The following is a 14,945-nucleotide window of genomic DNA, read 5'->3' as shown; positions in this document are numbered from 1 at the left end:
GACTGCAGCCGGAGGCCTTCGGCCTCAAGTCGCCCCCATACCGTCTAGGACCCGAATCGGTCCGTGAGGTCTGTGTCGGCTGGGCCGGTTAGAGTTATGTCGTGCCAGCCAAGACCCAGAAACCCCGAAAGAGCAGCGGTTATGGTGTCAGACTAGTCCGCGGCCCTTTCATCAATCTCCAGCCGCACCGCGACCACACCGACGACATTGAGTTGTTTCTCAAGTACACCGAGCGCCTGCGGCGACAGGGCGAACGCTTGGCCGCCGACTTCTTCAGTGGCGCTGGCGGGCTGAGCCTAGGGCTGCAGAAAGCCGGGTACAAAGTAGTCCTCGGTGCCGACCACGAGCCCTTCGCCAACCGGACTCATGCCCACCACTTTGGTGGCATGTCAGTCGACTGGGACCTCGCCGACCCCGAAGTCGTCCGCGAAGTCGCCGAGCTGTGTAAGGCGGCCCGCGTGGATCTCATCGCCGGCGGACCACCGTGCCAGCCCTTCTCGAAAGCAGGCCGGTCGATGATCCGCCACCAAGTCGAGTCAGGCTTGCGTGACAGGCACGACCAACGACGAGATCTATGGCTGTCCTATCTCGAGATCATCCGCGTAGCGCAGCCTCGCGCGGTCATCATGGAGAACGTTCCCGACATGGCGCTGGACCGCGACATGTTCATCCTGCGAAGCATCGTGGAATCCCTCGAACAGTTCGGATACAGCGTCGAGGAACGCGTCGTCGATGCTTGGCGGTATGGGGTTCCGCAGTTCCGGCAGCGGCTGATTCTTGTGGCACTCAAGGGGAAGTTGAAATTCACATGGCCTCCTGAGGTTCGGCAAAAAGTAACCGTATGGAACGCTATTGGTGATCTTCCGGAGGTCGACGGTGGCTGGCGTCCAGAAGGCGGCGCGGAGGGTTGGTCAGATTACAGCGGGCCGCTCACTCAGTTTCAACGCGAAATGCGTTCTGCAGTAGCGGACGCTGACGCGGGAAAAGTCTTCGATCACATCACGCGCCCTGTCCGTGACGATGATCGTGAAGCGTTTGAAAGCATGACGCACGACACGAAATACACCGATCTCAGGGCCGAACACCAGCGGTACCGGGGCGACATCTTTGATGACAAGTACAACCGCCTCAACGAAAACGATCTTTCCCGAACGATCACGGCGCACATCGCTAAAGATGGGTACTGGTACATCCACCCACGCCAGAGTCGCACGCTGACGGTTCGCGAAGCAGCCCGACTTCAGACCTTTCCCGATCAATTTCGTTTCGACGGACCGCCATCGGCGGCCTTCCGTCAGATCGGCAATGCGGTTCCGCCGCAACTGGGCTTCGTCATCGGGACTGGTGTCCTTGAGTCAATCGAGCGGGCCGACCATCCGGGCATCAGCACCCGCCGGTTGAGCATTGAGCTCTCCGCCTGGTTCAGACAACGGAGTGAATTCCTCGCGCTGCCTTGGCTGGCTGCCACATCCCGCTGGGAGGTTGTCGCTGGTGAGGTGCTGCTCGATCGCGCATCTCCACAAGTCATTCGTCGACTCTGGCCCATCATTCAGAAGTTAACGCCGGAGCCGAAGCGGCGATCGGTTGACTCGGACCTCCTCGAAGGTCTCATCGATATGTCACGGACCGTCGGGCGCCTCAACCGAGCCGAGACGGTTATCGCTCTGGCTCAGCGCCTCCACGAGTCGCCGCGGATCCTAGACGGCTGCGCCGAGGAAGTGAAGAGTGCTACGGCGCTTCCGGACTCCGTGATCGACTTGGCGGCGCTGGTGGTTCCGGGTGGTTCCCTCGGTCACGAGGATGAGGGGCTCGACGAACCGGTTCTTGTCACAAAGGGCGTGCTTCGAGTAGCGCGGCGCTTCCAGGCGAATGCGGTTGATCGTAAGAACAAAATGACCGACGGTCGAATGGCGGTTGCACGGATGATCGGCTTCGGACCCGACGCTCGCCATGCCCATCTCGGCCTGATAGAGCTTGCCAACAGCCTCTGCAGGCCGGAACACCCGACATGTGAGGAGTGTCCTCTTAACTCCCACTGCGCTCGCGACGGCGTGTGATTTCCGCGGTTGTTTCTGCGGTGTGATCAGATGCCGAGGGCGTCGGCCACATCTGGATCGGATTTGCGCAGGATCGAGGCAATCCTCTTGAATGCCTTGTACTCGCCTGCTTCTAATGCGGCGGCTTGCAATGCCAAGCCGATTTCCGACGCTTGAGTGAGCTGGTCGCTGCCGTTTTTCTTCTTCTCCTCCGACGGTTTGGAGCCTGCGGCTTTCCGGTAGACCTCATCGGCGATCGAACACATTTCATTGATCGGTCGCTCGATCATCTGCCGGAGTTGCGCAGGAATCGAGACGCGCATTTTTGCGACGTTGATATTGAAGGCAGAGTCGAGGTCGGTGTCGAAGTCGACACTCGCACGGGCTAGTTTGGTGTGTTCGTCAATGGCCCGGATGCCGGACCAGCCGCCCCACTGGACCAGCCGGTCGGCGCGGTAGGTGTACAGACCCTGTTGGCGATTCCACTTCAAAGGGCCTGAGTGTCTTTCGAATTCAGCATGGCTGCTGAATTGATCCCGCCCGGGGAGCACGTACCGGCGCAGGGTTACCGAGCCGGTTGTGTCACCGTGTTGTATTTCGAAGATATCTTCAGCGAGTTCCTTTGTGAGCCTCTCGCTGCGGGCGAACGGGTCCCACGGCTGCAGTTTCGTTCCATTCACGGTGATGGCCACCGGTCCAGTCTTGGCTTCGTCAGCCAGGAATCTATGGAAGACCATCGAGAGGTGTTGCGCCGCCTTGTCGGCGATCGTCTCAAATCGCCTGCGCGCCCAGCCTCCCGCGGCGTTGCGTGATGGCACGACGCGGTCGAGTTTCTCCCAGACGACCACTGTGCCGCAGCCGTCCTCAAGAAGCTTGCGGGCACTATCAAGAGTCGCGGTGCGTTCGGGCTCGATGATCAGCCAATCGTCGAATTCGATCACCAGATCGAGGTCCAATTGCCGAGTGAGGATAGGCCGTCGAATCCCTTCTTTGCGCGTAAGGACGGTGAGCGATCGTCCCTGTGACAAGGACGCTGTCTTGAGCCCCAATCCGTAGCGTCCTAGATCACCCCGGCCGTACGCGCGGCGACTCCCGAAGCGCATCGCCTCTGTGAGTCCGTTGATGGTCATTCCGTGTCCGTTGTCAGCTATCAGCACCCTCGACTGTTTGGCGTCGAACTCCACGAGGATGTCGACCTGCGTCGCGCCTGCCGTGATGCTGTTGTCAACCAGATCAGCTACGGCTGAGCTGAAGTCGTAGCCGATGTCGCGCAGCGAGTCGGTCAGCCGAGCTGCCGACGGCGCCACAGCCGTCATGCGTGTCACATCGTCCCCTGTCTAGTCCGAGTCCAGGATCTCACGTACGTCCGACATCGTTGGCTAGGCCGCATCGTGTCGTTTCCTGCACGCGGGTTCGCCAGAGTTCGCTAATCGCTTCGGCCGCGGTCGATGGGTCCTCATGCTCCCAGACGTGCACAGTAATCCAGCCCAACCTTTGCAGGTAATCGTCATTTCTTCGGTCCCTGGCGACGTTCGCTTCGAGTTTGTCCGCCCACCATTTCCCGTTGTTCTTTGGCGTAGTGCCGTGGTCGGGGCAGCGATGCCAGAAGCAACCGTCGACGAAGACCGCGATGCGAGCCCGGGTGAACGCAATGTCGGGTTTGCCGGGAAGCGTCTTGAGGTGGGTCCGATAGCGGAGACCACGACTGTGCAGTTCCCTTCGGAAAGCCATCTCCGTGCTGGTATCCCTGCTTGGCATAGCGCTCATCTGGCGGCTGACTAGCTCGCTTAGCGGCTTCGGCCTTCGGCGCGTTACCCCGTCCGCTTCCTTTCCCGTACGTGTTGCAGATGGCGCAGACGTGGCCTTCATTTCGATGCCTCGTGCTGCTCAGTTTCAGGCTGGCCCGCGTCGATCGGAGGCACAGTGGGCGGCCACGCGCGGTCAACAGCGCTTACCGAATCGCTCAGGATGTAGTGAGTCCCCCTGCGGACGCCCCGGCTGGCGAGCAGGCCGTCACGTACGAGGCTCTGGAGCACCTCGCGGGCTTCGCTTGATGTGATGGGGACGAGCTCGCGCAGACTCGTGTTGGTGACGCGGCCGACGCCTTTAGCAATGGATAGCGCCTTGCTTGCAGCGATGTCGAAGTCGGGATTGACTGCCTCCACTGCCGTGCTGCCGAATGAATCCTCATCCGTGATTGTCATGCGTTCAACGACCGTTACCCCCGGGCTGACCGGTGGCAATTCGCGCGGGCCCAATGAAGCATCCTGGCCGACCTTCTGTCGATGTCGCCCAGTGCCGGTCGACCCTCCGCCGGCGAGCCCCTCGGCGGCCGCGGTGAAACACTGCTCGACTACCGCACGCAGTTCGTGATCGGCGAGGGCCTGAAACGCCATCAGCGGCGTAAGCCGTAGAAGCCTCTTCATCGCTTCGCGCATGAGCTGCATGCGGGAGTCGGCTGCGCCCTCGTGAACGCGGGCAAGAAACTCCAAGGCCACCGTTCGTGCGAGCCGGCGGTCGCTGGCTATGGTCGGGCGCTCCATGATGTTGACGAGTTCGTCCTCGCCCAGTTGCGTCAGGTCGATATCTGGGCCGAGGATCTCGGCACGCCACCAAAGCCGGCGGAAAGTGTTGCGGTTGACATTCCCGATGAATCGTCGTTTGTCGGCGTCAGCGCCGAATCGCCACACCGCCACATCGAGAAGCCAGCAGCAGGTTAGGTAGCTCCATACCTCCTCGTGGGAGGCTTCGTTCGCGGACATCGGCAATGATTCGCGCAGGAGCCGGGCCCCTCGGCCTTCAAAGACGGAGGGCTCGGTGATCCGATCAGGCATACCGTGTTCACGTGCGAGCGCCAGAATGTCGGTCCGCAGCTGCTCGAGTTCATGCGTTTCGACGCGCTGACCTCCGACGGGTGTATAGGTGATCGTCGGAGTGAAATCACGCATACTGCTTGCGATTTCAGCTAGTCCACTACCGAGGTGGACCTTGAGTAACTCTGTGGCTGAGTGCCTGGCAATCCGCGGCAGGACGATCATGCGAGTATCCCGAATCTGGCCTGGATTTCAGCGTTCACCAGGGCCGCATCTTCGCCGATACGTGACCGCATCGCGGGGATCGGCTTCCCCGGCCAGCAGAGTGCTATCAATTCGAAGATCATGCGGCCGATTGTCCCATCTTCAAAGCTTTCCGGGTCATCCACAAATCGGTCGTTCCGGAGGGCCCCCGCGATGAGTGACCTGGCGACGTCGAAGGTGACGAAGGAGCGGAGTACCGCTGCGCGCGGGTCGGAACTGCCCGATCTCAGCATGTTGGGGATCGACTCGTGGCCTGAATTGACCAGGAGTCGCATGCCTCCCAGCACGGGTGCTTCCAAGTCAGTGGGATCCCACTCAAGGAACCACGCCGCCTTGTCTGGGCAGTACGCAATGGCCTTGAAGTCTGCCGCGGTGATGGGAAATCGAGCAGCCCCGCCTTCGACTGCGACGCTGCATTCCTCCTCCCAGAGAATGGCTCCGATTCGTCGGGGAGAAATCGGTGAAGGTTCTTCGCCTGGGTACCTAAGGACAAGCCGCGTCCGCAAAGTCAATCGGCCTCCGGATTCGCTACCTGGGACTGTCATCGTGAGTGCAGTCCGGACTGTGCCGCGGAGGGTCCCCAACTCGACGATCGTTCCGTCACCGGTCATGCGGGTTCTGCTAGAGGACCACGTCGCCACCAAGGCGAAAGCTGCGTTCCCCGACAGCTGGCACCCCCGGCGCGTTTCCTCCAGGTCGACTTCAACGATCCGCGCCAAGTCCAATTCGACGAAGGGGTCCCAGTGATCGAGTCGATCGCCGACTTCCGCTCCATCGGTGAAACACCACGGTTGAGCCGCCACGGCAGTTTCCGGAGGCAATAGATATGGGACTGCTTTGGGTGTCTTCATGCGCGCCCCACCCTGAGGTCGACACGCATCATTTCCTCCCGTAGAGCGACTTCTACAGTCCAGTGCCCGTCGGAATCGTCCGGTCCGACAATGATTGTCGCTGAGCTGTACCGGAGGCCCGAAGGTGCGATCCAGGCGTGCACCGCTGGTGGCTCGTAGCCGACCGGCGGCTCGGTCTCCACTTGCCCGCCGTCGTTTGTCATTACCTCGACCGCGGCTTCGAGCCAGACTCGGTTGCCCTTTGTCCTGAGTTCAAAGGGATAAGCAATGACTGCCGTTCCATCAGCTGATATCGCGGGGCTGGGCGTGCCTCCGGTTTTAGTTTGGGGCAGCGGCAATGGTTTAGGGGGCGGCCGAGTTGTCGAATGTTGTTGTTCGGCGCCGTCCGTTGCGTCAGTCTCGTCCCCACTGCCGTCTATGCTGCTGCCGGTTTGAGCGGCGGCATCGGTAGGGGTGGCGTCTACCCAGACGTCCTCGGTAACCGCATCGACGTCCTTATGGCCGGGCGCGCGGCGCCGTCGTTTGGTTGTCGGCCGTTGTGTTGCTGGCCGGCGGGCTCCGGGGCCCTCCTGTCCGGGCATGAGTGCTGCAAGTGCATCAGCGAACTCGCCCAACGGGATTGCGTCCGCGTCATTGACGTGTCGGACAGTGGCGTTGTAGCCGGCGGCAAGTCGGCACTGTGCCTGGATGCGTTCCAGAGCGATGTTGACGAAGGAACGTGCGTGTCTGTCAACCACTGAGCGTGCCACCCAATCGTCATGGGTCGGCGGCTCCGCGGCCTTGAAGGCTTCATCTATATCTAGTGCGGACTTGAAGACCCCCGCATATCCCATCCGGCCGGCCAGAGGGATAGGTCCCTCCATGTACGTAACCACGAGTTCCGGTGCGCGCATCAATGCAATGTGGTGAACAGATGTCCTTGTGCGTCGCGCACCGAGGGGCACCGGCCGGTCAGGCAGATCAGCAAGAGCTACTGGGTCTTTTTTGACTACGAGTCGCCCCAATTTTCTGGCCGGTCTGAGGCTGCGGACTTCCGAGTCGATCATGAATTCGTCGTCGAGGCTAGCGTCGGGGTCTTGACGCAGTCTGTCCATCGCTTCGACGAACCCTCGGAGTTGTGGGTGTGTCCGTGGTGTGGGAATGCGGACTTTCTTGCCGTTGTCACTTATTGAGAACTTCATGGTGCTTTGCGCGCCGCCGGCCGTGTCGATCATGCGGGGCCAGAAGTTCCACGCAATCGCTTCTGCGATGAAATCCATAGTGGGGTCAGTACCGTCGCCGGTTTCAATCGTTACTGATGGCGCGATGATGAGCACTGTTGTGCCGAGATCGTCTGCGCCGTTCCGCGGCGGAAGACCCAGAGCAGCGGCGATCTCTTCTGCGTAGCGGCCGGTCACTGGTTCGGGGACCCCATTTTCCATTCGGCCCCACCAATGCCGGCCGGTGAACGGCACGCCTTCGACATCAAAGGTCTGACCGAGTGCGCAACCCAGAAGCCGTCTTTCGAGCTGGCCGTCGTCGGTCCTGCACAGGCTGTCGATGATTACGGTGCGCGCGGCGCTTGCGATGTAGAAGGCGGCCTTGCCGTACCCGAATGACCCGCCGCCGAAATCCTTATCCGGGGGTTGGCCGATGTTTCGAACGAAATCGACGAAGTCGCGCGGTTCACCGGGGCGGTCGGCGCGCGTCGGTCCGGCAAGACCGTGGGTGCCGAAGTCTGCGAAGTAGAGCGTGTGCATGCCTTCGCGCATTTCGTGACCAAGCGCAAGCCCCGGCGGAGGGTTGACAAGGACTTGGCTTCGCAAGAACGACACGCCAGCCTGATCGAGAGTCGAGCGTCCGATGGCGACACGGATTCGTGCTGAATCCGGTCGCTTGGCATCCCAGCAGTTCTGCACTGCCTCACGCACTAATACCTCTAGTGGTTCAGTGTCTGGCCGTCCGAGCTGATTCAAGACACCGATTGCGGCCAATCCGCCGGTTGCGTTGTATGGCTCCGAGTAGCGCTCCATCGACATCATGCGGTCGGCCCCGCCGCCACGGTCATCGTGATTGCCTTGTACTCGTCGTCTTCCAAAGCACGGCCCGCGGTGTCAGAGAGGTCAATGACGTAAGTGATGTCCACGACTCCCTGCGGACGCCTGCCGCCGCTGAAGGAAGCGGGAACGATTCGCGGTATCTGATCATCGACCGGCATTGTCATGCGCTCAAGGACGTCAAAGGTCGTCTTGTCTGTAGCGGGTAGGTCTACCGCTGGAACTCCGCTGGCGGTCAGCGCGTCGAAGAGCTGTGCCGCCGATACTCCGGCTTCCAGCAGTTCATCCACCACAGCCGTCAGGCGTAGCGGGCCGCCTTGGACAAACTCCAAGCGCACTAAGTGCAGATAAAGCTGTCCACCGTCTGGAGGCAGGAGTTGGTCCTCGCCGTGGATGGTGACTCGATAACCAGTGTGGGCCCGCGTTGTTTTGACTTCCACGGCAGTCATCCCGCCTCGGAAATCATGACGCTGGCCGAAAGGCCCCGACCAGAAGCCGATGTCAACACGCCCAGAGTTCTTTACGGCATCCCTCACGACAAGAAGTTCCCCGAGGGTTGCCGCGATCTTGTCGAGGCTCGGTGGCCCTGATGGTGGAACAAGGAAGTTCTTCCAGCTTGCGAGAACGCTCTTAACCGCATCTGCAGGCTCCTCCGTTGCAGCGGCAATCCGCTCGACGACTGCTGACGCGAAGTGATCGAAGACCTCGGACAACGACGCAAAGAGACATGTGATGTCGAGGACACGGATGTCCTGGCCAGCGATACGCAGTGGACGCGTCGAAACCACCAGGGTTGTAACGCCTGGGTCGATTTCGATTTCCGACTCCGTCTGCAGGAGGAGGTGTTGGCGTGAGTGTTCATCCATGGCCACCCACGCGCCATCGACCGAGTCGACGGCGAGTGTGACCAAGCCGCGGCGTTCGGCCGTCCCATGTGTGGCGAGCGCTGCATATGCAAGGCGAACTTCGTCGATCACGCAAGTTCCGCCTCGGACTCGACCGGTTCGTCACCTTCGTCGGGAACCTCGACTTCGACGTCGGGCATGGAGGCGACGTCAGCGGTGACGTATTCGACGTTTGCTCTCGTGGAACGACTTTCGGGAAATACGAAGCCGACTCCGATCACGTGCTCCACGGCGTCCAAAGATTCACGGGTCTTGGAGGTACCGCGAACGGGCCTGCTGTCCTTTGACACTGGGTACAGGAGAAGCAGACCCGATCCATCTCCGTAGCCGCCCCGCGCTGGAGCACTACGGAACTTCGCCAGTTCGGCGGGTTTGGTCTCAGCTGTCAGCGTGCCTTCCGGTAGTCGAATATCGATGACTCGATCGTGGCGGCTCATCAGTGCCTTGATGTCGGCGTAGGTGTTGGTCCCGATCTGGAGGAGCCTTGCGCGATTGATGCAGCCGATTTGGCTACCGGTTCCCAGGTCGATGGATCCCAAGTAGTCCGAATCGGCCGCACGACCCATAACCGCGACATTGAAGCGGAGGATCTCCCCCTCGTCGCGCCGGTCGAGGATGTAGCGGCTGATCAATGGGCTGTCGAGGTCGCGGCTGTTCTCGTGAAAGTGGTACATCGACAGGAAGCTGACGATGTGTTGTGAATCAATGCCTTCGAAGATTGTTATCCCGTCACGTGGAGTCCTTACCTTCTCGGGTTGGATAGTCGCGAGAAGCGTCTGTGCAGCTTCGACGTTGTCTGCCAACCAGTCTGGGTCGCGGTGGTTGAAAAGTATGGTCTGCAGGCGGCGGCCGGCGTACGAGGCCTCTGCTGTGCGTGCGTGTTGCATTTTGGCGGCGGAAGTTATGGCCAATGAGGGGTGCGTACGTATCCTTACGCCAAACTGCTCCGGGGTCAGATGTTCGACCTCGAGTCGCTCCACGTCGTAGCGGATCTCTTGTTCCACGGTGGCGAGATGGTGGAACCAACCGCGCATTTCGTCAGTCATCCAAATGCGGGTCAGATCGGCGTACCCTTTTCGATAGCCGAACCAGCGGCCCATCTGCAAGAGAGTGTCGTAAGCCGACGCGGTGCGGACGAAGAACGAGACCGCCAGTCCTTCCAAGGTGAGCCCTCGGGAGAGGGTATTGCCGCCGACTGCGACGATCACGCGCGGATTGTCATCGTCAAACGACAGGCGCTCCGGGCTCCTGGAGTTGTCGACGATTACCTCTGCCGCGGTGGCGACCGCGGGTATCACGCCGGCGATGTCGTCCCAGCTCACCTTGTCGAGGTCGAAGTCGACTGCTGCGACGCGGTCACATTCCGTTTCCCATTGCGTACGGAGCGTCTCCAGCAAGGCCGCGTCACCGCGCTGGAGGCGCATATTGAGTAGCCCCAAATGGTTTCGGATGGCGTCGGCAGTTCGTTCGTGGACGTCGATGTGTTGTGAGGTGTGGACGAGCGCGGTTGCGTGGGGGTTTCCCTTGTTACGGAGGCGGCGGGCCGCCGTGCTCATCAGGAAGTAGCGCAAGGCCTCATCGAGGCTGTCGGTCACCCGTGGATCGAATTCGTGCCGCTTGGCTGCACCCTTCGGTTTGAGGTCATCCAATTCGTCTACGCCAACGGACCGCACGAAGTCGTGTCCGTCGTCGCCGACGTCGTTGGCATCGAAGTCCAAGGGCTCGCGGCCAAAGATGGCTTCCGGACCGATGTATGGCAGCGGGCGCGGGAGGTCGACGATGAAGTCGCGCGGGTATAGATCCTGGTAGTCGCCCGGATCGATGAGGACGTTTGCGAAAGGGGTTGCGGTATAACCAACGTAGGCGGATTTCGGAACCTTGTTGACGATGTCGCGGATAAGGCCGTTGATGCGTGAAGGCTGCCGATCGGGTTTGGCGGTGTTAACGGTCGCTTGATCGGCCTCGTCGTCGATGATGAGAACGGGGCAGGCGGCAAGCACTTCGGGACGTGCCGCGAACAACCACCTCTTGAGGGCCCTGAGTCGCGGTCCGTTCTTTTTGACCACCGCGAGAACGCACTGACGCTGGATTGAAAGCAACGCGTCGACGTTCGCGGTCGGCCGGAAATCTTGTTCGTCGGTGAGACGGTGCCAGATATTGCTGTTGCGTTCCCAAAGTTGCTCGTTCAAACGGTCCTGTGTCTGTTGCCGAAGGGCGTCATGGATTCCCGACAGGACGATGAACATTCGGTAGCCGGCATCGGCGGCTTTTGCGATTACGGCGGTGAAGTTGGTGGTCTTTCCGCTTTGGACGTAACCGAGAACTAGTCCACAGCAATGGTATTCGCCCTGATCGGCTGGATTCGGTAGGTTAGCAACCACTTTGGTTGACGACTTGTCGAGGTCGGTAATCATGCCGTCGTTCCAACCCTCCTCGGTGAGGATTTCGACGAGCGCTGCCCAGTTCTTATCCGCTGTTCGCGGTCCCGGGTACCAGGACTCGATGTTGCCCGCGACCACCGATGTCGGGATCTGAGCGTTGCGGATCCGCTCGTTCAACTCACGAATCCGTTGAGCGGCAGCCTCTGCCTTTAGCGGATCTCCCGTTTCGGAGAGCTCGGCAACCGCCTGTTCCAGAGTCAACGAGGGAGTGTCGCGAATAATTCGCGCCAACGCTCGAACATGCGGGTCCTCGGCAGCCAGATCGTCGAGATTTTCCGGGCCGTCGACGGTCAGTTCCATCAGCTCTCCTGAGCTTTACGACTTGAGTTGTACAAGTAAAGTTCCGGGAATACCTGGGCGATGATTTCCATCAGTTCGCCGGCGCGTTGCTGATCGATCTGTAGGACTTGGCTTGTGGTCCCGTCCGACGCATAGGTCTCCAACTGGAGGAGGCCCTCAGCCTTGTCCGAAGTCCATCCGCATTCCACGCGAGTCTTGTAACTGACGGTTCTGTCGCTTCGGTACTTGAACCGTGTGATCAGCGCCATCTGCCTCCTCGGTGCACGTTTCGTCGCCGGGAATGCCCGCCAAGGTCACTCGCCAGTGTCTTTTCATGGTGGAAGATACCGCGGGGCGCTGACAGAGCGGTCGATTCCGGGCAGGGTTCTAGGGTCAATTCCGCTTGCTGGCGTCTTGGTGGAGCGTCCCAGTCTCGGAGGCCGCGGTTTCCGCATCGGTGAAGAGGTCTCGGGCCGAAGGGGCGAGTGTGTCTGTGATGTCGATGAGTCGTTCGGAGAGGATCCCGATCGTCGTGTCAGCCGTGACTTCGGAGACGAGCGGCTCGCAGCGTTGGCAGGCCGCGGCTTGCCCGGAGCCGGACGTCGTCGGCGTACCGGTAGATGAACACAACGCCTTCCCGCACACCGCCATCCCTCCATCCCGCGCCCGGCCCCTGCGACCATGTACCGATGACCGCAACACTCGTCGCCAAGAACGTTGCCGGCGGCTTCGCGCACCGCACGCTGTTCGAGGGCGTCGATCTGACCGTGGCACCGGGGGACGTCATCGGCGTCGTGGGTGCCAACGGCGCCGGCAAGAGCACCCTGTTGCGGATCCTGGCCGGCGATCTGGAGCCGCTCGACGGTGCGGTCAACATCGCCCCGGCCGATGCGTTCGTCGGTTGGCTGCCGCAGGAGCACGAGCGGGTGGCAGGGGAGACCGTCGGCGCCTACATCGCTCGCCGGACCGGTTGTGCACAGTCGGCGCAGGCCATGGACGCCGCGGCCGCGGCCCTGGCCGATCCGGATCGGGCTCCCGCGGGTACCGATCCGGCCGACGCCTACTCCATTGCGCTGGACCATTGGCTTGTGACGGGCGCGGCGGACCTCGAGGACCGGGTGCCGGCGGTGCTGGCCGACCTCGGATTGGATGCCGAGGCGGTGCAGCCCGAGTCGACACTGATGACCGGATTGTCGGGCGGACAGGCCGCCCGGGTGGGCCTGGCCGCGCTGATGCTGTCGCGGTTCGACATCGTCCTGCTCGATGAGCCGACCAACGATCTCGACCTGGACGGGCTGGCCCGGCTGGAGCAGTTCGTCCGTGATCTCCGCGGCGGGGTGGTGCTGGTCAGCCACGATCGAGAGTTCCTGGCCCGCAGCGTCACTCGTGTCCTGGAACTGGATCTGGCCCAGAACACCACGACCGTCTTCGGCGGCGGATACGACAGCTATCTCGAGGAACGGGAGATCAATCGCCGGCACCGGCGTGAGCAATACGACGAGTTCGCCGAGAAGAAGGCCGATTTGGTGGCCCGGGCCCGTGTTCAGCGGGAATGGTCGAGTCAGGGCGTCCGCAACGCGATACGCAAGGCGCCCGACAACGACAAGATCCGCCGCCGCGCCGCCACCGAGTCCAGCGAGAAGCAGGCGCAGAAGGTGCGCCAGATGGAGAGCCGGATCGCCCGCCTCGAAGAGGTCGTCGAACCCCGCAAGGAATGGACGCTGCAGTTCACCATCGGGGCTGCGCCACGGTCCAGTTCGGTAGTCGCGACACTCGACAATGCCGTGGTGCGGCAAGGCGATTTCGTCCTCGGACCGGTGTCGCTACAGGTGGATGCCGGCGAGCGGATCGGCATCGTGGGCCCCAACGGGGCGGGAAAGTCGACGTTGCTGCGACTGCTGCTCGGTCGTCAGCAGCCCGACGCCGGCCGCGCAAGTCTGGGCGCCAACGTCGCTATCGGTGAAATCGACCAGGCGCGCGCCGATTTCACCGGCCCCGCCCGTCTGGTCGATCGCTTCGAGCAACGGGTGCCGGACTGGTCGACCGCCGACGTGCGCACCCTGCTGGCGAAGTTCGGGCTGACCGCCGACCATGTGGAGCGCACGGTCGACGACCTTTCGCCCGGGGAACGTACCCGCGCCGGCCTGGCGTTGCTGCAGGCCTGCGGCACGAACGTGCTGGTCCTCGACGAACCGACCAACCATCTCGATCTGCCCGCCATCGAACAGCTTGAACAGGCACTGGAAACCTACGACGGTGCGCTGTTGTTGGTGACCCACGATCGCCGGATGTTGCAGAACGTCCGGTTGGACCGCTCCTGGCGGGTCGAAGCCGGGAGTGTTACCGAGCTGTAGGCGGAAGCGGTTATCCGAGGCGGCCGTGAGCCGGCCAACGATCGAAGCGTCAGCCCGAGCCGTTGGGAAACAGCGTTTACGCCAGAGTCCAGAACGGCTCGATCGCCGCAAGAAACCTCTACCGCATTCGAAGTATCGGTCACTCCGAGCCGTTGCCGGCTTGCGTGTCGATGACGGTTTGGATCAGCTCGGCGATGCGCTGCTGTCCGGCCGCGGTCATGTCGAACTTGGCGCGCATCTCGGCGAAGCCGGTAGCGACCTGTCCGAACGTTCCGTCGACCTGCGCGAACCGCTCGTTGACCTGCGCGAACCGTTCGTCGATCTGTCGAAAGCCATCGACCATGTCCTGGCGCAGCGCGTTGAAGCTCCCGATGGTGGCCCGCTGAAAGTCACGGATCTCACCGCGGATCTCACCCACGTCGCGATCAGCCCCACCGGCGAGCACCCGGGCTGCCGCGGCGTCGCGTTCGCTGGCGCTGACCCGGCCGCGCAACTCGCCCACCTGCACCTCCAGGGCGCTGACCCGTGACTCGAGGTCCTTCGGCGGCATGGTGGCAGCGTACGCGGAACCGGCGGCATGAGAAGTCTGTCTATCCACAAGCGCTCGACGCTCGCAAGGCCGCCCCGCGGTCTTATCGCGCCGGCCGCCGAACCCCACAACAGTCCGGCGACTTTCCGGTGAATGGGACGGGGCTGGCATTTTCCTTAGAGGTATGATGTGGTGTAGACCACGTTGGAAACCTTGATGTGATGCACACCACAGGAGATGGGGCAATGACCACTTTTCTGAGCGGCTTGGCTGCCACCGCTGCCACCGCGACCGTCGGCGCCGGCATGATGGGTCATGCCACCCTGGCGTTGTGCGTCGGTCTGGTGTCGGCCGCCTTCTTCGCCGGCCAAATCTGCTGATTCCACCGCGGCGGTCGGTCAGCTGCAAGATCTAACCGGCTGATATCCCCGGCGCTA

At 61.8% G+C, this 14,945-nt stretch carries 12 protein-coding genes; 3 read left to right on the top strand and 9 right to left on the bottom strand.

All coding sequences use genetic code 11. The features are described from left to right. Positions 1-101 precede the first annotated feature (101 nt). A complete protein-coding gene (gene dcm / locus ACJH5R_RS02925) occupies positions 102-2,057 on the top strand; it encodes a DNA (cytosine-5-)-methyltransferase (RefSeq protein WP_406781268.1) in 1,956 nt (651 codons plus the stop codon). 26 nt (positions 2,058-2,083) lie between these two features. Here the strand turns inward: dcm and ACJH5R_RS02920 are convergent, their stop codons facing one another. The 8 genes from ACJH5R_RS02920 to ACJH5R_RS02885 all read right to left on the bottom strand — a co-directional run bounded on the left by ACJH5R_RS02920 (position 2,084) and on the right by ACJH5R_RS02885 (position 11,894). Continuing rightward, positions 2,084-3,352: an ATP-binding protein gene (locus tag ACJH5R_RS02920; RefSeq protein WP_406781267.1), complete on the bottom strand. Its 1,269-nt coding sequence runs from the start codon at positions 3,350-3,352 to the stop codon at positions 2,084-2,086. Positions 3,353-3,392: 40 nt separating this feature from the next. Continuing rightward, positions 3,393-3,803 carry a very short patch repair endonuclease gene (locus ACJH5R_RS02915; RefSeq protein ID WP_406781266.1) on the bottom strand — a complete coding sequence of 137 codons (411 nt, stop codon included), beginning with the start codon at positions 3,801-3,803 and terminating at the stop codon, positions 3,393-3,395. Positions 3,804-3,901: 98 nt separating this feature from the next. Next, positions 3,902-5,074, bottom strand: coding sequence for a hypothetical protein (locus ACJH5R_RS02910; protein ID WP_406781265.1), 1,173 nt, complete (start codon positions 5,072-5,074; stop codon positions 3,902-3,904). Beyond that, the gene (locus ACJH5R_RS02905) at positions 5,071-5,964 is read right to left on the bottom strand and encodes a hypothetical protein (protein WP_406781264.1); all 894 of its coding nucleotides are present in this window, start codon (positions 5,962-5,964) and stop codon (positions 5,071-5,073) included. The genes ACJH5R_RS02910 and ACJH5R_RS02905 overlap by 4 nt, the downstream gene beginning before the upstream one ends. Further along, on the bottom strand, positions 5,961-7,985 hold the full coding sequence (locus ACJH5R_RS02900; RefSeq protein ID WP_406781263.1) for a hypothetical protein: 2,025 nt from the start codon (positions 7,983-7,985) through the stop codon (positions 5,961-5,963). Before ACJH5R_RS02900 ends, ACJH5R_RS02905 begins: the two co-directional genes overlap by 4 nt. After that, positions 7,982-8,977: a PD-(D/E)XK motif protein gene (locus ACJH5R_RS02895; RefSeq protein ID WP_406781262.1), complete on the bottom strand. Its 996-nt coding sequence runs from the start codon at positions 8,975-8,977 to the stop codon at positions 7,982-7,984. The genes ACJH5R_RS02900 and ACJH5R_RS02895 overlap by 4 nt, the downstream gene beginning before the upstream one ends. Next, complete coding sequence (locus ACJH5R_RS02890; RefSeq protein ID WP_406781261.1) at positions 8,974-11,646, bottom strand: Z1 domain-containing protein; 2,673 nt, start codon at positions 11,644-11,646, stop codon at positions 8,974-8,976. The genes ACJH5R_RS02895 and ACJH5R_RS02890 overlap by 4 nt, the downstream gene beginning before the upstream one ends. Further along, positions 11,646-11,894 carry a hypothetical protein gene (locus tag ACJH5R_RS02885; protein ID WP_406781260.1) on the bottom strand — a complete coding sequence of 83 codons (249 nt, stop codon included), beginning with the start codon at positions 11,892-11,894 and terminating at the stop codon, positions 11,646-11,648. Before ACJH5R_RS02885 ends, ACJH5R_RS02890 begins: the two co-directional genes overlap by 1 nt. Before the next feature lie 420 nt (positions 11,895-12,314). Between ACJH5R_RS02885 and ACJH5R_RS02880 the strand changes: the two genes are divergently transcribed. Beyond that, a complete protein-coding gene (locus tag ACJH5R_RS02880) occupies positions 12,315-13,979 on the top strand; it encodes an ABC-F family ATP-binding cassette domain-containing protein (protein WP_406781259.1) in 1,665 nt (554 codons plus the stop codon). A gap of 139 nt (positions 13,980-14,118) precedes the next feature. On the opposite strand, the gene ACJH5R_RS02875 is transcribed toward ACJH5R_RS02880, so the two are convergent. Beyond that, complete coding sequence (locus ACJH5R_RS02875; RefSeq protein WP_406781258.1) at positions 14,119-14,529, bottom strand: hypothetical protein; 411 nt, start codon at positions 14,527-14,529, stop codon at positions 14,119-14,121. Positions 14,530-14,753: 224 nt separating this feature from the next. Between ACJH5R_RS02875 and ACJH5R_RS02870 the strand changes: the two genes are divergently transcribed. After that, positions 14,754-14,888: a hypothetical protein gene (locus ACJH5R_RS02870; protein ID WP_268811455.1), complete on the top strand. Its 135-nt coding sequence runs from the start codon at positions 14,754-14,756 to the stop codon at positions 14,886-14,888. The last annotated feature ends 57 nt before the right edge of the window (positions 14,889-14,945 follow it).

The organism is Mycobacterium sp. SMC-19, from assembly GCF_045310815.1.
Classification (GTDB): Bacteria; Actinomycetota; Actinomycetes; order Mycobacteriales; family Mycobacteriaceae; genus Mycobacterium.
This window is presented reverse-complemented; position numbering and strand designations above follow the sequence as displayed.